This window comes from Saccharopolyspora mangrovi (assembly GCF_035320975.1).
Taxonomy (GTDB): domain Bacteria; phylum Actinomycetota; class Actinomycetes; order Mycobacteriales; family Pseudonocardiaceae; genus Saccharopolyspora; species Saccharopolyspora mangrovi.
In genome coordinates this window covers 32,322-53,958 of the sequence record NZ_JAWLNX010000015.1, presented here as the reverse complement: position 1 = coordinate 53,958, position 21,637 = coordinate 32,322, and the positions used below count along the sequence as shown (strand labels likewise).

The 21,637-nt window shown below is 71.2% G+C and carries 20 protein-coding genes; 9 read left to right on the top strand and 11 right to left on the bottom strand.

Annotated features, from left to right (window positions below):
• Positions 1-6 precede the first annotated feature (6 nt).
• Positions 7-1,137: an NAD(P)-binding domain-containing protein gene (locus tag R4I43_RS20890; RefSeq protein ID WP_324267355.1), complete on the bottom strand. Its 1,131-nt coding sequence runs from the start codon at positions 1,135-1,137 to the stop codon at positions 7-9.
• 236 nt (positions 1,138-1,373) lie between these two features.
• Between R4I43_RS20890 and R4I43_RS20885 the strand changes: the two genes are divergently transcribed.
• A complete protein-coding gene (locus R4I43_RS20885) occupies positions 1,374-1,997 on the top strand; it encodes a phosphatase PAP2 family protein (protein WP_324267354.1) in 624 nt (207 codons plus the stop codon).
• 106 nt (positions 1,998-2,103) lie between these two features.
• Here the strand turns inward: R4I43_RS20885 and R4I43_RS20880 are convergent, their stop codons facing one another.
• A complete protein-coding gene (locus tag R4I43_RS20880) occupies positions 2,104-2,475 on the bottom strand; it encodes a hypothetical protein (protein WP_324267353.1) in 372 nt (123 codons plus the stop codon).
• 25 nt (positions 2,476-2,500) lie between these two features.
• Positions 2,501-2,866: a carboxymuconolactone decarboxylase family protein gene (locus R4I43_RS20875; protein ID WP_324267352.1), complete on the bottom strand. Its 366-nt coding sequence runs from the start codon at positions 2,864-2,866 to the stop codon at positions 2,501-2,503.
• A gap of 251 nt (positions 2,867-3,117) precedes the next feature.
• Between R4I43_RS20875 and R4I43_RS20870 the strand changes: the two genes are divergently transcribed.
• Positions 3,118-3,588 (top strand): hemerythrin domain-containing protein, encoded by a 471-nt coding sequence (locus R4I43_RS20870; protein ID WP_324267351.1) that lies wholly within the window; start codon positions 3,118-3,120, stop codon positions 3,586-3,588.
• Between the two features lie 166 nt (positions 3,589-3,754).
• Here the strand turns inward: R4I43_RS20870 and R4I43_RS20865 are convergent, their stop codons facing one another.
• The 6 genes from R4I43_RS20865 to R4I43_RS20840 all read right to left on the bottom strand — a co-directional run bounded on the left by R4I43_RS20865 (position 3,755) and on the right by R4I43_RS20840 (position 9,165).
• Positions 3,755-4,561, bottom strand: coding sequence for an SAM-dependent methyltransferase (locus R4I43_RS20865; RefSeq protein ID WP_324267350.1), 807 nt, complete (start codon positions 4,559-4,561; stop codon positions 3,755-3,757).
• Between the two features lie 96 nt (positions 4,562-4,657).
• Positions 4,658-5,911: a benzoate/H(+) symporter BenE family transporter gene (locus R4I43_RS20860; protein ID WP_324267349.1), complete on the bottom strand. Its 1,254-nt coding sequence runs from the start codon at positions 5,909-5,911 to the stop codon at positions 4,658-4,660.
• 64 nt (positions 5,912-5,975) lie between these two features.
• Complete coding sequence (gene catC, locus R4I43_RS20855; RefSeq protein ID WP_324267348.1) at positions 5,976-6,257, bottom strand: muconolactone Delta-isomerase; 282 nt, start codon at positions 6,255-6,257, stop codon at positions 5,976-5,978.
• A gap of 22 nt (positions 6,258-6,279) precedes the next feature.
• Positions 6,280-7,125, bottom strand: a complete 846-nt coding sequence (catA, locus tag R4I43_RS20850) for a catechol 1,2-dioxygenase (RefSeq protein WP_324267347.1) — start codon at positions 7,123-7,125, stop codon at positions 6,280-6,282.
• 31 nt (positions 7,126-7,156) lie between these two features.
• Entirely contained in the window at positions 7,157-8,260 is a 1,104-nt protein-coding gene (locus tag R4I43_RS20845) for a mandelate racemase/muconate lactonizing enzyme family protein (protein ID WP_324267346.1), read from the bottom strand.
• Positions 8,257-9,165, bottom strand: a complete 909-nt coding sequence (locus R4I43_RS20840; protein WP_324267345.1) for a LysR substrate-binding domain-containing protein — start codon at positions 9,163-9,165, stop codon at positions 8,257-8,259. The genes R4I43_RS20845 and R4I43_RS20840 overlap by 4 nt, the downstream gene beginning before the upstream one ends.
• Positions 9,166-9,404: 239 nt before the next feature.
• Here R4I43_RS20840 and benA point away from each other — a divergent pair, with 239 nt between their 5' ends.
• The 5 genes from benA (at position 9,405) to R4I43_RS20815 (ending at position 18,169) form a co-directional block, all read left to right on the top strand.
• Positions 9,405-10,769, top strand: coding sequence for a benzoate 1,2-dioxygenase large subunit (benA, locus tag R4I43_RS20835; protein WP_324267344.1), 1,365 nt, complete (start codon positions 9,405-9,407; stop codon positions 10,767-10,769).
• Positions 10,770-10,795: 26 nt separating this feature from the next.
• Positions 10,796-11,314, top strand: coding sequence for a benzoate 1,2-dioxygenase small subunit (benB, locus tag R4I43_RS20830; RefSeq protein WP_324267343.1), 519 nt, complete (start codon positions 10,796-10,798; stop codon positions 11,312-11,314).
• A gap of 11 nt (positions 11,315-11,325) precedes the next feature.
• Entirely contained in the window at positions 11,326-13,965 is a 2,640-nt protein-coding gene (gene benC / locus R4I43_RS20825) for a benzoate 1,2-dioxygenase electron transfer component BenC (RefSeq protein WP_324267342.1), read from the top strand.
• A 120-nt stretch (positions 13,966-14,085) separates the two neighbouring features.
• On the top strand, positions 14,086-15,429 hold the full coding sequence (locus tag R4I43_RS20820) for an MFS transporter (protein WP_324267341.1): 1,344 nt from the start codon (positions 14,086-14,088) through the stop codon (positions 15,427-15,429).
• Between the two features lie 70 nt (positions 15,430-15,499).
• The gene (locus R4I43_RS20815; protein WP_324267340.1) at positions 15,500-18,169 is read left to right on the top strand and encodes a LuxR C-terminal-related transcriptional regulator; all 2,670 of its coding nucleotides are present in this window, start codon (positions 15,500-15,502) and stop codon (positions 18,167-18,169) included.
• Here the strand turns inward: R4I43_RS20815 and R4I43_RS20810 are convergent.
• Positions 18,157-18,795 (bottom strand): GMC oxidoreductase, encoded by a 639-nt coding sequence (locus R4I43_RS20810; protein ID WP_324267339.1) that lies wholly within the window; start codon positions 18,793-18,795, stop codon positions 18,157-18,159. The two genes, R4I43_RS20815 and R4I43_RS20810, sit on opposite strands and share 13 nt — an antisense overlap.
• Positions 18,796-18,882: 87 nt before the next feature.
• Between R4I43_RS20810 and R4I43_RS20805 the strand changes: the two genes are divergently transcribed.
• A complete protein-coding gene (locus R4I43_RS20805) occupies positions 18,883-19,482 on the top strand; it encodes an ABATE domain-containing protein (RefSeq protein ID WP_324267338.1) in 600 nt (199 codons plus the stop codon).
• A 62-nt stretch (positions 19,483-19,544) separates the two neighbouring features.
• Here R4I43_RS20805 and R4I43_RS20800 read toward each other — a convergent pair whose 3' ends face one another.
• The gene (locus tag R4I43_RS20800; RefSeq protein ID WP_324267337.1) at positions 19,545-20,150 is read right to left on the bottom strand and encodes an MBL fold metallo-hydrolase; all 606 of its coding nucleotides are present in this window, start codon (positions 20,148-20,150) and stop codon (positions 19,545-19,547) included.
• A gap of 257 nt (positions 20,151-20,407) precedes the next feature.
• Between R4I43_RS20800 and R4I43_RS20795 the strand changes: the two genes are divergently transcribed.
• Positions 20,408-21,490 carry an LLM class flavin-dependent oxidoreductase gene (locus R4I43_RS20795; protein ID WP_324267336.1) on the top strand — a complete coding sequence of 361 codons (1,083 nt, stop codon included), beginning with the start codon at positions 20,408-20,410 and terminating at the stop codon, positions 21,488-21,490.
• The last annotated feature ends 147 nt before the right edge of the window (positions 21,491-21,637 follow it).

Genomic DNA, 21,637 nt, shown 5'->3' with positions numbered 1-21,637 from the left:
GCCGGGTCAGCGGGCGGATGCCCCGGCGAGGTCCTGCTGCCGGAGGTGGCGGACGAGCGCGTTGGCGGCGTCGCGGCCCGCCCGGTTGGCGCCGACGGTGGACTGCGAGGGGCCGAAACCGACGAGGTGGACCCGGGGTTCGCCCACGACCTGCGTGCCGCGCATCCGGATGCCGCCGAGTTCGTTGCGCAGCCCGAGCGGATCGAGGTGGGCGAGGGCGGGTCGGAACCCGGTGGCCCACAGGATGGCGTCGACCGGGGTGAAGGTCCCGTCGGCTTCGCGGAGCCCGGCGGGTTCGATCGCGGTGAACATGGGGCGGCGCTGCAACGCTCCGCGTCGTTCGGCGGCCCGCGCGTACGGCGTCCACGCGAGCCCGGTGTAAGAGACGATGCTGCCGGTGGGGCGGCCGGCTTCCACGTCGGCGGCGACCTGCGCGACGACCTGCCGCCCGACGTCGCGGTCGAACTCGCCTTCCCGGAAGACGGGTTCGCGGCGGGTGTACCAGAAGGTGGTCGCGACCCGGGAGATCTCCTCCAACTGCTGCAGAGCCGAGATGCCGCCGCCGACGACGGCGACGCGCGATCCGGCGAAGCGCTCGGCGGAGACGTAGTCGCGGGTGTGCAGCTGGGTACCGGTGAACGTCTCCTGCCCGGGGTAGTGGGGCAGGACCGGGTTGGTCCAGGTCCCGTTGGCGTTGATGATCGCGCGGGTGGTCCACGCTCCGCGGTCGGTCTCCACGACCAGGTCCTCGCCGTGGTCGGCGCGCCGGACAGCGGTGACGGTCACCGGACGCAGGATCGGCAGCTCGGTGGCCTCCTCGAAGGCCCTGAAGTAGCGCGGGACCGCCACTCGGCTGGGCTCGTCCGGGTCGACCGGCGGTTGGGTGAACCCGGGCAGGTCGAAGATCCCGTTCACGGTCGCCATGCGCAGCGATTCCCAGCGGTGCCGCCACGCCCCACCGGGCGCCTGGCCGGCGTCGAGCACGACGAAGCTCTGCTCGGCCTCGGGGTGCTCCAGAGCGCTGGCGAACTCCTTGCGCTGCAGGTGGTAACCGGCCGACAGACCGGCCTGGCCGCCACCGATGACCACCACCGTCGCCCTGCGACCGGGCGAGATATCACCGACCCCGAACTGCATGCTGGTCTCCCCGAGCAGCGACGACCGACCACGCGGTTCAACAACCCGCGCGAACCCGTATTCCACGAATGACACGAGATGTCGCGCAGGCCACCCGGCGCGCTGATCCTTCGGGCAGCCCTGGTCGAATCGGTTCCGCGCACTGCCTGCATGATCACGCAGAGGCGGCGTGGGAGAACGCCTCCTCCAGGCGGATGCCTGAACGGTGAGGGGCTTCCTGGCGGCGAGAGGTTGAGATGCAGGTCGAGGTGCAGGCGGGCGACGGGCTCGAGCGGCAGCCGTGGGTTGATCGGATCGCGCGGGCGATCACCGAGGTGTTGGCACCGTGGGTGGTCGTGACGATGCTTCCGCTGGTGGTGGCGTGGCAGGCGACTCGTGCTGCGGTCCCGGCGTTGGGGTGGGGGCTGCTGGTGGCCCTGACCAGCAGCGTGCTCCCGATGGCGGTGATCGTGTGGGGTGCGCGCTCGGGGCGTTGGGACGGGCATCACGTCCGCGACCGGGAGGGCAGGCTCGTGCCGTTCCTCGCCCTGATCGTGCTGAGCAGCGTCGGGTTGGTGCTGCTCGTCGTGCTGGGTGCGCCGTGGACGCTGGTGGCGCTGGACGTCACGATGGTGGCCGCCTTGCTCGTCACCGGGGTGGTGACGATCTGGTGGAAGGTGTCCATGCACGCCGCCGTGGCCGCCGGTGCGGCGGGGGTGCTGGTGGTGCTGCACGGCCCGGTGTGGTGGTTTTCGACGTTGGTCGTCGCGGCGATCTGCTGGTCGCGCGTGCGGCTCGGTGACCACACGACTTCGCAGGTCGTGGGCGGTTCGGTGGTGGGTGCGGCCGTGATCGGCGGGCTGTTCGCAGTGCTGGTGTGACGGGGGTCGCGCCGTCGAAACCCGGGGGTGCGGTGGCAGTTTTGCCCAAACCGCCCGTGATCGATGTCTGGAGCGTCCGGTCAACTTGGACCAGGACTGCCCGGAGTCACCACATCACGAAGTGGCCGACGATGATCGTGATGAGGAAGTACAGGGCGAAGACCGCCCATGCCGCGCCCGCCCAGCGCAGACCGGTCCGGCTGCGGCGCAGGGCGATCCCGCCTCCGATGCCGCCGACCAGCAGCGCCGCCAGCAGTCCGAGCGGCGGGAGGGCCAGCAGCGTCCAGTAGCTCGCGTAGCTGACCTCGCCGTTGGGGCAGTGCAGCGCACCGGGGGTGAAGGTGCAGGCGTCGCCGAAGCCCATCGCGGCGCCGAGCGCCACCACGCCGCCACCTGCGACCAGCAGCGCTGCGGCCACCGCGATGCCGATGCCCCTCCTGGATCGCGAGGTCGTGGTCGGGTCTTGCTGGGACTGCATGGGGTCTCCGGGTCGGCGGTCGAGGCTATGCGCCGCACCGGAGACCTGCATCGGGAGAACTGCTCAGCGGCCCGCCACGAGCGGCGGGGGCCTGCTCGTCCTCGCTGATGCTCTTCATCGCCTTCCACCCGTGCGTGACGCCGCCACCGGCGCGCAGAGCGGCGGCGACCATGACGGCTTCGGCGACCTCCGCCTTGGACGCGCCGGCCTTGACCGCGCGCTTGGCGTGGTCCTCGATGCAGTAGCGGCACTGCGTCGTCACCGCGACCCCGACCGCGATCAGCTCACGCGTGGCCAAGGCGAGGTTCCCGTTGTTCTTGTCGAACACGGCCTTGTCGAAGCCGAAGAACGCCGCCACCATCTCCGGCGCGGCCTCCTTGATGTCGGCCATGAACGTGGCTTCCTCGTCGTGAGAGTGCCTCTCGCCCTTCCTCGCTGTCATGTCGTCCGGTGCCGCCTCCAGCGGCACGGGCGCGACCCTACTCCACATACCCCCCACGGGTATACCAGAACCCCGTTCCCCGATCAGGGGCGTGGTGCTAGGTTGGCGGCAGCGTCGCGTGCTGGTGGCAGTCCGTGCCAGGCATGGAGGCGTGGAACTCGAAGGATGCGACATGCGGATGTCGAAGCCTTCGCCCTCACGTGACTGAGGGCGAGAAGACCAGGCTGGTCGCCTGGAGCCAGGAATTGCGGCGCGTTCACGGGCGCCTGCGCGAAGCGCTGGAGGTCACCCGGCACGAGCTGGGCAGCGGCGCTCCGGCCGAGCGGGTCGGCCGCGACCTGCTGGTGTTCTGCCGCGGTTTCTGCACCGCGCTGACACGTCACCACGAAGGCGAGGACCGGGAGCTGTTCCCGGCGATCGCGGCTGCCCACCCGGAGCTTCGGCAGACGCTGCGCGCGCTGGAGCAGGACCACTCGATGATCGCCCACTTGCTGTCGGACATGCAGGCCGCGATCGGCCGGGCGGCGTCCCCGGCGGAGCTGGAGCACCACCTGGACGGCATCAGCGCGATCATGGAGAGCCACTTCCGGTTCGAAGAGCGCAAGCTGCTGCCGGTGCTGGAGGATCTCGCTCTCGATGCCGATCCCGACCAGGTGCTGGGGCCGCTATGACCTCTGCCGGAGAGCTCGGCCAGACGTGCGCGGCGCGCCGTGTCAGCTGAAGACGCCCAGGACCAGCAGCGCGAGCATGGCGGCACCGCAGACCCCGACCCATCCGATCGCGACGGTCATGCCCAGGATCGTAGGCCGTGTCGACACCGGTCCGGGAGGTGCCGGATCACGGGAGTCTTGCCACGGCTCCGTAGCCGTTGGCCGGTGTTTCGCCGGTGGGGACCGGCCAGTGGTTGACGGGCACGACGCCGGGTTCGACCAGCTCGAAGCCGTCGAGGAAAACCCGGATCGCGTCGTTGTCGCGGATGACCAGGGGAGTGGTGGTGCTGTTGTAGATCTTGCGCCCCCGGGAGACCTGGTCCTCGGTCATGGTCACGGTCGCGGCGTGGGAGAAGGCGACGTAGCTGCCCGGCGCGCACGCCTGCGCGTAGGCGCGCAGGATTCCGGCCGGGTCGTCCTCGTCGGGCACGAAGTGCAGGATCGCGATGGCCAGCACCGCAACCGGTTTGGTGAAGTCCAGCAGATCGGTGACCCCGGGCGCGGACAGGACCGCCTTCGGGTCGCGGATGTCGGCGTGGGTCATGCTCGCGCGAGGGTCCTCGGCCAGCAGCGAGCGCGCGTGCATGACCGCGGCCGCCTCGTGGTCGACGTAGGCGACGCGGGCGTTCGGGTTGTGCCGCTGGGCGATCTCGTGGACGTTGCCGACGGTCGGGATGCCCGAGCCCAGGTCGAGGAACTGATCGATCCCGCGCTCGCAGAGGTAGGTCACCGCGCGGCCGAGGAAGTTCCGGTTCGCCTGCGCGAACCTGCCGATCTCCGGGGTGACCGCCAGCGCCTTCTCCGCCGCTTCGCGGTCGATCGCGAAGTTCGCGGCACCACCCAGGTAGTAGTCGTACATCCGCGCCACGTTCGGGGTCGAGACGTCGATGCCCTGCTCGCGCAGCCTGCTCAGCTCCTGCTCGTCTGCGTTCACCGCGAACCTCCCAAGCCGACCGCAGCGGACCGTACCCGCACATCCCCCGAAGATCGAGCCTTGCGATCCGGCGGTTCGAGTGCATGGGTGGTGGGTCTAGGCGGAGCGGAAGTGGGTCCTCTCCAGGGCGAGGGAGAGCAGGACCCCCGCCAGCAGGCCCCAGAAGGCCGAGTTGATGTTCAGCGGGTGCACGCCTGAGACGGTGACGAGGAAGGCCAGCAGGGCGCCGAGCGTGAAGTTCGTGCTGAAGGCCGTGACGAAAGCGCCCTGCAGGGCGCGGAGCATCGCCAGGCCGCCGAGCACGGCGATGAACGCCGGTGGTGTGGCCAGCATGAACCGCACGAAGGCGGGCGCGAAGAGGCCGACGACGACGGCGCCGAGACCGCAGACGATGCCCGCGGTGTACTGGCGGGAGCGTTCCGTGGAGGCCACCAGGAGCGCGTTGGTCGGGCCGGTCAGGCAGGTCGACACCGCCCCGACCGCGGCGGCCGGGAGCGACCAGAGCCCGCACAGCACCGCTGCCACGTTCGTCGGCGGGTGGTGACCTGCCTGCTTGAGCACGGCGGTGCCCTGGCCGTTCTGGACGACCAGGACCGTGATCGCCAGCGGCACGACGAGCTCGGTGATCGCGCGCCAGGAGAACTCCGGGGCCTGCAGCAGCGGTTGCGCCAGCCAGCCCGCGCCGGCCGGGGAGAAGCGGCCCGACACGGCAACCGCGAGCGCTCCGGCGATCAGCGCGCCCAGGATCGGCGGCATCAGCTTGCCCGCCCGGGGTAACGCGCTGAGCAGCAAGAACACCGCGATCATGGGCACGGCGACGGCCGCGTCCGCGCCGGTCGCGGTGACCAGGTCCAGCCCGAAGCGCAGGAAGACTCCCGCGACCATCGCCATCACGATCGGCATCGGCAGGGCGGCCATGATCGTGCGCACCCAGCCGGTGAGCCCGATCGCGAGGATCAGCAGCGCCGTCACGACGAACGCGCCGAGGACCTCCGGCCAGCTCAAGTGGTTCAGCGAGGCGCCGACCACCACGGTGCCCGGAATGGTCCAGAAGAACGCCAGCGGCTGCCGGTAGACCCAGGACGCGATCGCGGTGAGGATGCCGTTGAGGAAGAACACCCCGAACACCCACGACGCGAGCTGACCGGAGCTCAGGCCGCCGTGGGTGCCTGCCGAGAGGATCACCGCGATCGGGCCGGTCGCGGAGAACACCAGCCCGACCACACCGCCCGCGACCGACGACCCGCTCAGGTCCCGGAGCACCTGGCGGGCTCCGGCGGGGGAGGGACGTTCGAATCGTTCGCGGCGAACCCGCTTCTCGGTGTCGACCTCGTCGAGCGCGCTGGTCACGATCCCTCCTCGGGCAGAACGATGCCGGGTGTCCACAACGGACACCCGGCATCCGCGGAGTCCTTCAGTCAGCGATCTTGTTCGGGTGGCCCGCCAGGGGCGTGACCTCGATGTCCATGTAGGCGAACAGCGGGAGCCCGGACAGCATCGCGTGCAGCTCGTCGTGGTCGGCGACGTCGACCACCGAGATGTTGGCGTACTCGCCGGCGACCCGCCACAGGTGCGGCCACCTGCCCTCGCGCTGCTGCTTCTGGCTGTACTCCTTCTCCCGCGCCAGCAGGTCGGCGCGCACCTCCGGATCGAGGTCCGGCGGCAGGTTCACGTCCATGCGGATGTGGTAGAGCACGTGTCTGTCTCCTGTGGACTGATCAGGCGGGGTCGAGGACGAAGCCGTACTCGATGGCCTCGCCGCCGGTGACCGGCTTCGGGGCCAGCATCAGCTCCGGCTTGACCGCCGAGGCGATGTCGTCGTCGTTGTGCTCGTCGCCGGGGAAGTACAGCTGCGCCGTCAGCAGCTCGTGGCCCGGGGCCGAGACCTTGACGTGCAGGTGCGCCGGACGCCACGCGTGCCAACCGGCCGCGGCGATGAGCTTGCCGCACGCGCCGTCGGTGGGGATCTGGTACGGCGCCGGGCGCACGGTGCGGATCTCGAAGTTGCCGTCGGCGGCGGTGGTGAAGGTGCCGCGCAGGTTCCACTCCGGGATGTTCGGCGCGAACTGCGAGTAGTACCCGTCGGCGTCGGCGTGCCACAGCTCCACCTTCGCCCCGGCCAGCGCCGAACCGCTCGTGGAGGTCACCCGGCCGGTCCAGGTCAGCGGCGTGCCGGGCTCGTCGTCGCGCATCGGGACCGAGCCGCTGGAGCCCTGCTCGGGGGCGTCCGGGACGTAGTAGGGGCCCTCGATGGTGCCCTTGTTGCCCTCGCGGTGCTCGGTGGCGACCTCCTCGACGACGTGCTCGACCCAGACGTCGAGGAACAGCGGCCACTCGCCGTCCTCGCCGACGCTGATCAGCCATGCCTTGAGGGCGTTGTACTCGTCGTAGGTCACCTTGTGCTTGCGGATGGTGGCGTGCACGGCGTCGAGGACTTCGCGGGCCAGCAGGCTGACGCGCTCGGGCGGCGTGCCCTCCACCCCGGTGAGCTTGTCGCTCTTGAACCGTTCGGTCGCGCTGGCGCCGGAAGCTGCGGCGGTGGCCGTGTCGTGAGCGGTGGTCATGTGAATCCTCCTTGATTCGTGGTGGGTCGGATCAGCGGTCCTGGCGGTAGTGCCGCAGCTTGTCGGGATCGAGCTCGGCGCCCAGACCGGCGCCGGGGCGGACGGTGAGCTCGCCGTCGGTGATGCGCAACGGCTCGGCCAGCAGGTCGTCGCTCATGTCCAGGAAGTTCGACAGCTCACCGGCCCGGCGCGAGGTCAGCGAGTAGGCGGCCCCGAAGGCCACCGTGCACAGCGAGCCGATCTGGCCGTCGATCTGGTTGCCCATCACGACTTCCAGGCCGAGGCCTTCGGCGAGGTGGTGGGTGCGCTGCGAGCGGGTGAACCCGGTCCGCGCGGTCTTGATGCTCAGCGCCGTGGCCGAACCACCGAGCACCTCGCGGGTGACGTCGGCCGGGGTCACGGCGGATTCGTCGGCGATGAACGGCACGTCGAGCTGCTGCACCAGCCAGCGGCGCCCGAGCACGTCGTCGGCCGGGCACAGCTCCTCGGCGAAGAGCAGGTCCAGGTCGGCCATCTCCTTCATGGCACGCGCCGATTCGGCGGCCGTCCAGCCCCTGTTGCCGTCGACGTAGAGCTCCACCGCGTCGCCGAGGCCTTCGCGCAGGGCGCGGACCACGGCGGTGTCCAGCGAGACCGGACGGCGCCCGACCTTGACCTTGAACGTGGTGATCCCGAAGGTGTCGCGCATCTTCTCGGCCTCGGCGACCATCGCGGCCGGCTCGTCGAAGCCCAGCATGTGCGACACCCGCATCCGGTCGGTGTAGCCGCCGAGCAGCTCGGTCACCGAGACGTCCAGGCTGCGGCCCAGCGCGTCCCACATCGCCATGTCGATGGCCGACTTCGCGGTCGGGTTCCCGACGGTGCGCGCGAGCCGGGCGTGCGCGGTCTCCCGCTCCAGCAGGCTCAGCCCGACCAGCTGCGGGGCGAAGATCGAGTCGATGACGGCGATGATCCCGGCCTGCGTCTCGCCGTAGGTGAACGGTCGCGGCGGTGCCTCGGCCACGCCGACGATCCCGTCGTCGGTGCGCACCCGCACCACCACGTGCTCGGCGGCGTGCACCTCGCCGGAGGCGAAGCGCAGCGGTTTGCGGTACGGGATGGCGAACGGGATCGCCTCGACCTGGGTGATCTTCACGAGCCGGCCTCCGCTGGTGGTCGTGCGGACGGGAAGACGTCCTCGAGCTCGGCGAGGACGGTGTTGACCAGGGGAGAGCTGGTGTCGCGGTGCCAGGCCAGCGCCAGCTCGACGGTCGCCGCACCGGCCAGGTCGCGGAACACGACCCCGGCCAGCGGCAGCGAGCGCGCCGACGCGGGAACCACGCCCACGCCCAGACCTCCTGCGACGAGCGCGAGCAGCGCGGCCGTGCCCGGGGCCTGGTGCTGCTGGTTCGGGGTGAAACCCGCGTCCCGGCAACTGCGCAGCACCGCCGCGTGCACCACCGAGTTCCGCCCCTCGTAGGTGACCAGCGGTTCGGCGCGCAGGTCGGTCATCGACACCACGGGCTCGACCGCCAGCCGGTGGTCGGCCGGGACGGCCAGCACCAGCGGCTCGACCTCGATCACGCGGTAGTCGATGTCGTCACCGGTCACCGGTGGCCGCAGCACGCCGATGCCCAGCGAACCGTCGCGCAGCTGCGCGCACTGGTCGGCCGTGAGCAGCTCGGCGCGCACCTCCAGCTCGACCTGCGGAACCCGCTGGGCCAGCGCCCGCGCCAGGTGCGGCAGGTAGGAGAAGGCCGCGGTGCCGGTGAAGCCCACGCGCACCAGTCCGAGCTGTCCCTCACCGATGCGCTGGACCCCGCGCACCCCGGCGTCGACGGCGGAGAGCACCCGCCGGGCCTCGTCCAGGAAGAACTCGCCCGCCGGGGTCACCCGGACCTGCCTGGTCGTGCGCGCCAGCAGTGCCACGCCGAGCTCGTCCTCCAGCTGCCGCACGGTGTGCGACAGCGCGGGCTGGGCGATGTGCAACTGCTCGGCCGCGCGGCCGAAGTGGCACGTCTCGGCGACGGTGACGAAGTAGCGCAGGTGGCGGAGCTCCACGGCAAACCCTCCCTCGTCCTCGTCGCCGACTTTCCTCACGGTAGGCACACCGCTCATCGAAGACAAAGACTTGGTTTCGCACGATTGATAAACAGCATCGATGAAAGCCACCCTAGGTCAGGTCTAGGTTTTTGTCCGGTGTGACTGGTGTCACGAGCTGTCATGGTTCCGAGTCATGCCACGGCGGCCAGGTGTCGCCGGGAGGCCGATCAGAGTCGATCTGGGCCGTTGGAGGATCCATGACCGAGATGCTGAACCGCGTGTCCGACGTCGTCGCAGACGCCGTGGTCGAGGACCGCGAGGCCGGGGTGTACCGGGCCAACCGCCGGATCTTCACCGACGAGGAGATCTTCGAGCTCGAGATGAAGCACATCTTCGAGGGCAACTGGATCTACCTCGCCCACGAGAGCCAGCTGCCGAACCCGGGTGACTACTTCACCACCTACATCGGCCGCCAGCCGGTGGTGATCACCCGCGACAAGGACGGCGAGCTGCACTGCCTGATCAACGCCTGCGCCCACCGCGGAGCGATGATCTGCCGCCGCAAGGCCGACAACCGCACCACGCTGACGTGCCCGTTCCACGGCTGGACGTTCCGCAACGACGGCAAGCTGCTCAAGGTCAAGGACCCCGACGGCGCCGGCTACCCGGACTCGTTCGACACCGGCGGCTCGCACGACATGACCAAGGTCGCCCGCTTCGACTCCTACCGCGGGTTCCTGTTCGGCAGCCTCAACCCCGACGTGGTGCCGTTGAGCGAGCACCTGGGCGACACCACCAAGGTCATCGACATGCTCGTCGACCAGTCCCCGGAGGGGCTGGAGGTGCTGCGCGGCGCCTCGACCTACACCTTCGACGGAAACTGGAAGGTGCAGGCCGAGAACGGCGCCGACGGCTACCACGTCACCGCGACGCACTGGAACTACGCGGCCACCACCGCCCGCCGCAACACCGGTGAGTCCAAGAACAGCACCAAGACCCTCGACGCCGGCAGCTGGGGCAAGTCCGGTGGCGGCTACTGGTCCTACCCGAACGGGCACCTGTGCCTGTGGACCTGGGCCGGCAACCCGCAGGACCGCCCGCTGTGGCCGCGCATGGACGAGCTCAAGGAGCAGTTCGGCGAGGCCAAGGGCGAGTTCATGGTGCGCGGCTCCCGCAACCTGTGCCTGTACCCGAACGTCTACCTGATGGACCAGTTCTCCACGCAGATCCGGCACTTCCGGCCGATCGCGCCGGACAAGACCGAGGTCACCATCTACTGCATCGCCCCCAAGGGCGAGAGCGCCGAGTCGCGGGCCTGGCGGATCCGGCAGTACGAGGACTTCTTCAACGCCTCCGGCATGGCCACCCCCGACGACCTGGAGGAGTTCCGCTCCTGCCAGCTGACCTTCCGCGCCACCGCCGCGCCGTGGAACGACATGAGCCGCGGTGCCGAGCACTGGCTGACCGGTCCCGACGAGGTCGCCGAAGCGCTGGACATGAAGGGCGTGATCTCGGCGGGCCAGAAGAACGAGGACGAGGGCCTCTACCCGGTCCAGCACGGCTACTGGCAGGAGACCATGCGCGCCGCCATCGCCGCCGAACGCGCCGCCGATTCCCAGTGACCCCTTCTGCGCCAGGAGAGTTCCCGATGACCGTCAACGCCCCCACCGCCGGGAAGACCATCACCCAGCAGGACATCGAGCAGTTCCTCTACCGCGAAGCCCGCTACCTCGACGACCGCGAGTTCGAGAAGTGGCTGGAGTGCTACGCCGACGACGTCGTCTACTGGATGCCCTCGTGGGGCGACGACGACCTGCTCACCGAGGACCCGCAGACCGACATCTCGCTCATCTACTACCCGAACAAGGGCGGGCTGGAGGACCGGGTGTTCCGGATCCGCACCGAGCGCTCCAGCGCCACGTCCATCCCGGAGCCGCGCACCAGCCACAACATCAGCAACGTGGAGCTGATCGAACGGCGCGGGGACATCGTGGACGTGCGCTTCAACTGGCACACCATGTACTTCCGGTACAAGACCGTGGACCCCTACTACGGGACGTCGTTCTACACCATCGACTTCTCCGGGCCGGCGCCGCTGATCCGCCGCAAGACCGTGGTGCTCAAGAACGACTACATCCACCACGTCGTCGACGTGTACCACATCTGAGCGAGGCGGCCATGACCCACCAAGTAGCGCTGTCCTTCGAGGACGGCGTCACCCGGTTCATCACGTGCGCGCCGGACCAGACCGTGGCCGATGCCTCCTACCGGCAGCGCATCAACATCCCGCTGGACTGCCGCGACGGCGCCTGCGGCACGTGCAAGGCGTTCTGCGAGTCCGGTGACTACGACGGCGGGACCTACATCGACGACGCGCTCACCGCCGGCGAAGCCGAGCGCGGCTACGTGCTGCCGTGCAGCATGACGCCGAAGTCCGACCTGGTGCTGCGCATCGCCAGCACCTCGGCGGTGGCCAAGACGCAGGCGGCGACCTTCCCCGCGACCGTCACCGCGGTGGAACGGCTCTCGCCGACCACGATGTCGCTGACGTTGACCACCCCGAAGCGCGACGAGCTGGCGTTCCTGCCCGGTCAGTACGTCAACATCGCCGTCCCCGGCACCGACGAAACGCGGTCGTACTCCTTCAGCAGCGCACCCGACGACGAGCAGCTGACGTTCCTGATCAAGATCACCCCGGGCGGGGTGATGTCGGAATACCTCACCGAGCGGGCGAAACCGGGCGACGAGCTGTCGTTCACCGGTCCGCACGGCAGCTTCTTCCTGCGCGAAACCGACCGGCCGGTGCTGCTGCTGGCCGGTGGGACCGGGCTCGCGCCCATCCTGTCGATCCTGCGCAAAATGCGCGCCTGCGGCTCGAAGCGCCCCGCGCACCTCATCTACGGGGTGACCACCGACGACGACCTCGTCGAGATCGACTCGGTGAAGCAGCTGGCCGCCGAGATCGAGAACTTCACCTGGGACTACTGCGTCGCCGACCCCGGCAGCACGGCCCCCAACAAGGGCTACGTGACCACGCTGATCCGGGACGAGCACCTGCACGGCGGCGACCTCGCGGTGTACCTGTGCGGGCCGCCGCCGATGGTGGAGGCGGTGCGCGGGCACTTCGCCGACGACGGGTTCGAGCCGACCGGCTTCTACTACGAGAAGTTCGCCCTGGCCGCGACGGCGGCTCCGGAAGCCGAGCCCGAGCCGGATCCGGAACCCGCTCCCGCACCGGCCGTCGACGTCGATCCGGAGCCCGAAACCGAGCCCGCGCAGGCGGGACACCCCGGTGGAGGGCGAAAGCTGGCCGGGCAGAACATCTTCCCCGAGGCCGCGGTCGCGGCGCTCGGCGGTGGCTCGCAGCGCCCGGTCGAGGAGGAGACGGCCACGGCCAGCGCGATCGCCGGGCAGCGGATCTGGGCCGGAACAGGCAGCGGCACCGGCTCCCTCGACGGAGGTGCGGCACTGATCGGCGACGCCGAGGCGCGCTCGATCGCCGGGCAGGAGGTCCTGTCCGCGCGGCCCGACCTCGAACCGCTCGTCGCACCAGCACCCGGCGGCTACGAGATCGGCGAGGAGCACCCGTCGGTGCACGAGTCGGACGCGGTCTTCGAGGCCCGGCAAGCCCTCGAACTGGGCGCGCTGGAGCTCACCATCGGCAGGCTCACCTCGCAGCAGCTCGCCGGATACCGGCTGCTCGCCGAATCAGCGGTGCCCCACGTCGACGGCGACCGGTTCGTCGACGCCGCCGCCTACACCGAGGCCAACGCGGCCTTCCACGACTACCTGTTCACCCTCACCGGCAACGAGCACCTCCTGCAGGCCTACCGCGCCCTCGGCGTCAAGGGCCACATGGAGACCACGCTGCGCAACGCCACCTGGTGCGACCCCCGCTGCACCCAGGACCACCTCGACATCGTCAGCGCCTTCGAAGCGGGCGACCGCACGACGGCCCGGCGGCTCATCGCCGAGCACGCCGACCGCTCCAAGGTCACCACCCGGCGGGCGATGGCCGACGCCGAGGCGTCCAAGAAGCCGCGCTTCATCACGCCCGGGCGCTTCGAGGGCAAGGTCGTCGTCGTCACCGGTGCGGCCCAGGGCATCGGCGAGCAGACCGCCCGCCGCATCGCCGCCGAGGGCGGTGACGTCGTGCTGGCCGACCGGTCGTCGCTGGTGGAAGGCCTGGCCGAGGAACTCTCGGGCGCCCCCGTCGTGGCCGACCTGGAGACCTGGGAGGGCGCGCAGGCGGTGGTGGACGCCGCGATCGCCCGCCACGGGCGCATCGACGTGCTCGTCAACAACGTCGGCGGGGCGATCTGGTTCAAGCCCTTCACCGAGTTCACCCCGGAGCAGATCGAGACCGAGCTGCGCCGCTCGCTGCTGACGACGCTGTTCACCTGCCGGGCCGCGCTGCCGTCGATGGGCGAGCGGGGCAGCGGCGTGATCGTCAACGTCTCCTCGGCCGCCACCCGCGGTGTGCACCGGATCCCGTACTCGGCGGCCAAGGGCGGGATCAACGCGATCACCGCGTCCCTGGCCCTGGAGTGCGCCGACTCGGGCATCCGCGTGGTGGCCACCGCACCGGGCGGGACCGAAGCCCCACCGCGCCGGATCTCGCGCGGCGGATCGCCGCTGGAGACCGAGCAGGAGAAGACCTGGTTCCAGGCCCACATCGACCAGACGCTGGGCACGTCCCTGATGAAGCGCTACGGCACCCTCGACGAGCAAGCCGCGGCCATCACCTTCCTGGCCTCCGACGAGGCCTCCTACATCACCGGCACAGTCCTCCCGGTCGCCGGAGGCGACCTCGGCTGACGCCGCGGGGACGGGGCGCGCTGGGCGTCCCCGTCCCGCATCTCATCCGGAGCGGCTGCGCGCCGCCAACACGGCCCGTCCAGGCCGAACTCCCTTCCCCCACATCTCCGGGAGACCCCCATGCCCGAAACCGGCTCAACGACGCGTCGGCGCCACCGCACCGTGTCCTGGGTGGTCGCGCTGTCGACCATCGTGCTCATCTTCGACGGGTACGACCTCGTCGTCTACGGGACCGTCCTGCCCACCCTCCTCAAAGACCCCTCGCAGCTCGGAGCGATCACGCCGGGCCAGGCGGGCACCCTCGGCAGCTACGCGCTCGTCGGCGTGCTCGTCGGCGCGCTGGCCGCGGGCGCGTTCGGCGACCTGATCGGCCGCCGCCGGATCATGTTGATCAACCTCGTCTGGTTCTCGATCGGGATGGGCGCGACCGCGCTCACCCAGAGCGTCGCGGCCTTCGGCATCGGCCGGTTCTTCACCGGGATCGGCGTCGGTGCGCTCGTGGCGACGGTCGGGCCGCTGGTGGCCGAGTTCGCCGAACCCGGACGCCGCAACCGGCTCAACGCCGTCGTCTACAGCGGAGTCCCGGCCGGTGGCGTGCTGGCCGCTCTGCTCGCGCTCGTGCTCGACGACGTGGCGGGATGGCGCGGACTGTTCTGGATCGGCGCCCTGCCGATCGTGCTCGTGCTCCCGCTGGCGTGGGTGAAGCTGCCGGAGTCGCCGAAGTGGCTCGCCTCCCGCGGCAAGACCGAGCAGGCCGCAGCGCTCGCCGAACGCACCGGGATCGCGCTGCCCACCGCCCCCGCCGCGCCGGAGGGCACCGCCCGCGCAGGATTCCCGGCGCTGGCGTCGAAGGAACTGGCCTGGCCGACGGCCCTGCTCGGCCTGATGGGCTTCGCAGGACTCCTACTGACCTACGGGCTCAACACCTGGCTGCCGCAGATCATGGCCAACAACGGCTACGACAAGAGCTATTCGCTGGCGTTCCTGCTCGTGCTGAACCTCGGCGCCATCGTGGGCGGCCTGGCCGCATCGCTGTGGGCAGACCGGGCCGGGGCCAAGCGCGTGGTGGCCACGACGTTCGTGCTCGCGGCGGTCACCCTCGCGCTGCTGCCGCTGAAACTCCCGCTTTTCGTGCTGATGCTCGCCGTCGCCGTCGCCGGGATCGGCACGATCGGCACGCAGGTGCTCATCTACGGGATGGTGTCCAACTACTACCCGACCCGGGCGCGCGCCGCCGGCGTCGCGTGGTGCGCGGGCTTCGGCCGGATCGGCGGCATCGTCGGCCCGGTGGTCGGCGGCGTGCTCGTCGGCGCGGGGCTCGGCGGCACCACCGCCTTCTACCTGTTCGCCGCCATCGCCGCCGGTGCGGCAGCGGTGACGCTGCTGGTGCCGCGCTCGCACGAGGAGACGGCGCAGGACGCGCCGGTCGCCGCGACGGCGGCCGCCGCCCCGCGCGCCGTTTAAGCTGGTCCGCGCCCCTCGACGGCAGCACGACGCGTCGCAGGGGCGCGGACCCGCGAAGAGGTGGACGTTGATGGGACCAGCGCACCCGCTGATCGGGCGGGGCGAGCTCATGGCCGCTCTGGAAGCACTCCTCCAGAGCGGCCAGAGCCGGTTCGTGCTGCTCAGCGGGCCACCGGGGATCGGGAGCTCGACGCTGGCCGAACACCTCGCAGCCCGGCACGACGGCCCGGTGCTGCGGGCCACGGCGGCCGAGTGGGAGTCCGACCAGCCGCACTCGCTGCTGGCGCAGCTCTTCCCCGACCTGCCGACGTCCACACCGCTGCTCACAGCCGCCGAACTGGCCGGGAAGCTGACACCGCGCACCCTGCTGGTCGTCCACGACGCGCAGTTCGGCGACCTGGACTCGCTGCGCGCGCTCGCCTCGACCCAGCGCCACCACCCGCGGACCGCGCTGCAAGTGGTGGCCACCTGCGCCACCGGTGATCGACGCGCCGCCGCCGAGGTCCTGGACCTGCTGCCGCGCATCGCCACCGACGCGCCGAGCATCCCGCCGCTGGACGCCGCGCAGGTCAGCGAACTGGCCGCCGTGCACGGCATCGCGCTGCACCCGTCGATGGCCGAACGCCTCCGGCGCCACACCCTCGGCAGGCCGCGACCGGTCGTGCAGCTGCTCACCGAACTCCCGCGCGGCACCTGGGCGCAGTTCGAACCGGCCCTGCCCGCGCCCGCCGTCGTCCAAGCGCGGGTGCGGGAGAGCCTCGCCGCCAGCACCGCACGGGCGCGCCGGTTCGCCGAGGCCACCGCCGTGCTGGGCACCGACGCCCCGGTCCACAAGGTGATGTCGCTGGCCGGGCTCGACGCCGAACCGCTCCCGCTGATGGACGAGACGACGGCGGCCGGGCTGGTGGAGCTGGCCCCGCGCGGGCTCACCTACGTCAGCCCGCCCGAACCGATGGTGCGCGCCGCCGTGCTCACCGAACTCGGCCCGGCGCGACGCGCCGAACTGCAGCGCCGGGCCGCCGCGCTCGTCGACGACCCCGTCCGGTCGCTGCGGCTGCTGGTGGCCGCCAGCCCGGTCCCCGACGCCGAGGTCGCCGGCAGGCTCGACGACCTTGCCCGCGAACGCGCCGCCGAAGGCGCGTGGGGGACGGCGGCCACGCTGCTCAGCGACGCCAGCAGGCTCACCGACGATCCACTGCACCAGCAAGCCCTGATCACCCGCGCGGTCGACGCCCTCATCGGCGCCGGCGACGTGTTCCGGGCGACGGCACTGGTCCCCGAGGTCGAGAGCATCCGCGAAACCCCGCTGCGCGACGCCGTTCTCGGCTACCTCGCGATGGTCCGGGGACGCTCCGCCGAAGCCGGGAACCGGCTCCGCCGCGCCTGGTCGATCGTCAACACCGACCGCGAACCCGAGACCGCCGCGCTGATCTGCCAACGCCACGTCCTCGACGCCCTGTGCCGCTACGACGGACGCGACCTCGTGCTGTGGGCGGACCGCGCCGTCGAGCTGGCGGGCGCCGATTCCCCGACCGCGGTCGAAGCCGCCGCCATCCGAGGCATCGGGCTGGCGGCCACCGGCAGCGTCAAGCAGGCCCAGCGCCACTACGAACACCTCATCGCCAGCCTGCGCCACGGTGCGCAGTGGCAGCGCGCCACGATGGCGCGCGGCTGGATCAACCTGATCAGCGACCGGATCGACGACGCGCGCGTCGACTTCGAAAGCGCCATCCCCACGGCCTACCTCGGCGGGTCGGCCCGGATCTCGCTGTGGGCGCGGGCGTGGCTGGCCAGGGTCCAGTTCCTCACCGGCGAGTGGAACGAGGCGCTGGCCACCGTGCGCGAGGCGGTGGAGATGCAGGAGCGCACCGGGATCCTGGTGACCGGCCCGCTGCTGCGGTGGACCGAAGCGGCCGTGCACGCCCTGCGCGGCGACTTCGACGAGGCCGAGGACGTGCTCCTGCGCAGCGCCACGGGCGCGGGTGATTACCAGATCATGCGCGTCCCGAGCCTGCTCGCCCGGGCGCACCTCGCCGAGGCGCGCGCCGACTCCGACGGCGTGCTGCGCGCCCTGTACCCGCTGACCAGGCCGTCACCGAGCGCCAGCACCGACGAACCGGGCCACTGGCCGTGGCAGGACGTCTACGCCCACGCCCTGGTCCTGCTCGGCAGGCTCGACGAGGCCGACGCCTTCCTGGACCCGCACGAGAAGCTGGCGGCCAAGCGCGGCCACACCTCGATGCGCTCCCGCCTGGCCGCCGCCCGGGGACGGCTGCACGGCGCGAGCGGCGACGTCGACGCGGCCTCGGCCTCGTTCGACGAAGCGCTGGAGCTGATCGGCGCGCTCCCGCTGCGCTACGACCAGGCCCGCATCAACTTCAGCTACGGCCAGACGCTGCGCCGGTTGCGCCGTCGCGCTCGCGCCGACGTCGTGCTCAGCGCCGCCCGCGACGGCTTCGCCGCGATGGGCGCCCGCACCTACGTCGAACGCTGCGACCGGGAGCTCAAGGCCGGGGGAGTGCACCGGGTTCGCCCGGAGCCGAAGCCGAACGCGCTGACGCCGCAAGAGGAATCGGTCGTGCGACTGGTGGCGCGCGGGCTGTCCAACAAGGAGGTGGCAGCCGAGCTGTACCTGTCCAGCAAGACGGTGCAGTACCACCTCACCCGCATCTACGCGAAGCTCGGAATCCGCTCCCGCTCCGAGCTCGCGGCCCGCAGCAGCCCCGTTCAGGACGGCTGAGTCCCGTCGAGGATGACATCGGCGGCTCGCCAGGCGATCGCCATGACCGGTGCGGTGAGGTTGCCGGAGATCATCGTCGGCAGCACCGAGGAGTCGACGACGCGGAGCCCTTCGACGCCTCGCACGCGCAAGCGGGAGTCGACCACGTCGTGCGGGTCCGGCCCCATCGCGCACGTGCCGACGGCGTGGTAGCCGCAGTGCCCGCGGTTGAGCGCCACGTCGGCGATCTCGTGCTCGTCGGTGACGTCGGTCCCGGGCACCGTTTCCCCGACGAGGTGCCGCGCGATGGGTTCCTGGGCGAACAGCTCGCGCATCCGGCGCAAGGTGTCCGCGGTGATCTCGCGGTCGTGGCCGTGTACCTCGTCGAGGACGAGCGGCACCTGCTGCTGAGCGTCGACGCCGCCAACGCCCGAGGAGACCGGCTGGCCCACCTGCGCGCCCACCCGCTGGTCTCGATCACGGCGCTGGGCCGCGAGAGCTGGTACGACGCCATCACCGCCCAGGGCAGAGCGGTCGAGTTCTTCGACGACGCCGACCTCGACCTCGTCGACCGCATGTCCGCGGTTGCACACCGGTGCCCCGTACGGAATCCGGCGGCCCCGCACCGCGGTGCGCGTGGAGATCACCGACTGGTCCCGCCCGGTGCCGAAGACCTAGAGCGGCCGAGCGCGGAGTGCGCATCACGGATGGGTGCGAGCTGTAGCATGAGAGGCATGAAGGAGTCCTTGGTCGCGCAGACCGGCCTACCGCCTGCGCAGGGCGAGGTCGAGCACCCGGCTCTGGCCCTCGCCAACACCGCCGTGGCGCTGCCCGGCGAGCAGACGATCGACCTCCTGGGGACTCCGGCGCAGGCGAACACCTGGCTGGTGGAGCGCGATCTGGCTCCGGCGCACGCCGATGTGCAGGAGATGTGCGCGGCGCAACTGCGTTCGCTGCGCGAGCAGATCAGGTCGTTGTTCGCCTCGCGTGCCGCCGGAGTCGCAGCACTGCCGGCTGCGGTGGCGGCCATCAACGACGCGATGACGCGCGTGCCCACCGCGCCGCTCCTGCAGTGGGACGACACGACCGGCCCGTACCGCACGCCGCCGCACCCCACCACCGCGATCGTCGAGCACGCGCTGGCCACCCTGGCCGCCGACGCCGCCGACCTGCTCACCTCGCCCGAGGCCGAACGCCTCACCGCGTGCGCTTCCACGCCCTGCAACCGGTTCCTCCTGCGCCAGGGGCGTCGCCACTGGTGTTCCGTTCGCTGCGGCGATCGCGCTCGCGCGGCCCGCGCCTACGCTCGCCGCACCCGCTCGGAGGCGGGATGACGCACGTCGGGGGCTGATCTCCCGGACGTGCGTCGTCCGCGCCTGCCGGTCGTCGCCGGGGATCAGACCGGGGTGTCCTCGTCGGGGACGAACGCCTCCCCGTGGCCGGGGACGATCAGGGCGGGTTCGAGGTCGAGGATCTTCCGGCGGGAGACGCGCAAGGTCTCGTTGTCGTTGGAGGTGGGGTCTTCGGCGGGGCCCGTGGCGCTCCACCAGGCGTGGGTGAACACGATCGTGCCCTGGTCGGTCTCCGCGACGGTGCTGATGTCCTGCGGGGTGTGTCCGGGGGTTTCCATCAGCCTGATCGAGGGCGAGACCTGGTAGCCGTCGGCGGGCCGGTCGTACCAGAGGCCGCCCTGGTAGATGGCCCAGACGTCGTGGGCCCGCGCGTGCGGGAACAGGGCGGCGTTGAGCGTGTGGTCGGGGTGGTGGTGGCTGAAGACCAGGTCGGTCACCTGTTCCGGGCCCAGACCGGCGTGGGCGAGCGGATCGAGGATGAGCTCGCGGCCCTCGACCATGCCGGGGTCGACCACGACGGCGTGGTCGCCGTCGCGCAGGAGCGAGACGGTCGAGGCGACGTGCCAAGGCTTCTCGAAACCGTCCCGACCGGCGTTGCGCGGGTCGCGGACGTCGTAGCCGGAGGTCAGCAGGGTGAACGTGGCGGTCATCGGACGCGGTGCTCCTCAGCGGTGGATCGATGGCAGTGCCGGTCGCGGGACAGGTGCCCGTTCCGGGGTGTGAGGCCCGCAGGCCGCGACGTGCGCGGCGGGGTCGGCCGGATTATCCGCACCCGCTCACGATTCTCACGGTACATGGTGGCGATATCCGTGACAAACCGCTATGGTCACGGATACAAATCAGCCCTTCCGTGAGGCCGCGCCAGGCTGCGGCCCCCCACGGCCGGGCACTCCCCGAAGGAAACCTCGTGAACGACCCGATCAAGGGCGCGGTCCGTGGACGCGCTCCTGCGCCGCTGTCCGTCCTCGACACCGCTCTGGCCGGCCGCGGCATCAGCGCCGCCGACTCGCTGGCCGGCAGCATCGCGCTGGCCCGGCTCGCCGACCAGCGCGGCTTCACCCGGTACTGGGTGACCGAACACCACTCCATGCCAGGGGTTTCGGCCTCCAGCCCAGCTGTTCTGCTCGCCCGGCTGACCGCGCACACGACGCGGCTTCGGCTCGGGGCAGGAGGGGTGATGCTGCCCAACCACCCGCCGCTGGTCGTCGCCGAGCAGTACGGCCTGCTGCAGGCCCTCGCCCCGGGACGGATCGACCTCGGCCTCGGGCGCGCCCCCGGCACCAACCCGGCCACCGCCGACGCGTTGCGCCGCGGCAGCTCGGCCGACGACTTCCCGCGGCAGGTCCTCGAGCTCCTGCACTTCCTCGACGACGGCTTCCCCGATCAGCACCCGTACCGCGACCGCGTCTACGCGGTGCCCGGGCCCGGCCAGGACAGGGAGAACGACGTTGCGCGGACCGCCGGTCGGCCGCCGGTCTGGCTGCTGGGCTCATCTGGCTACTCCGCCCAGCTGGCCGCCCACCTCGGCCTGCCCTTCGCCTTCGCCGCCCAGTTCTCCCCGGACGGCGTCGCACCGGCGCTGCAGCTCTACCGCGACCGGTTCACCCCCTCCGAGGCGCTCGCCGAGCCGTACGCGCTGGTCAGCGTCAGCGTCATGGCCGCCGACGACGAGACCGAAGCCCAGCGGCAGACGCGCAGCTACGCCCACGCGATGATGCGCATGCTGCAGGGCAAGTCGTTCCTGCTGCCCACCCCCGACGAGGCCGAGTCCTACCCGTACGCGCACGCCGAGCGGCAGGTGCTCGACCACTGGACCAGCAGCGTCCTGCACGGCACGCCGGAGCAGGTCACCGCGCTCCTCGACCAGCTGCACGAGCGAGCTCGCCCCGACGAGATCATGTTCGGCTCCGTCGGGCACACCCCGCAGGCCCTGCTGCGCTCCACCGAGCTCCTCGCTGACGCCTACGCGATGCCGTCCGCCCCGCGCTGATGACCCCGAACCCCGAAAAGCGAGAAGCTGCGCGCTCTTCGCGCCGTCGAACAGTCACCGACCACACCGGACGTGGAGACACCTTGCACAACGCCGCATCCAAGCCGCCGTGCCCGCAGGTCGACGCCTCGGCGACCGCGCGCTCGA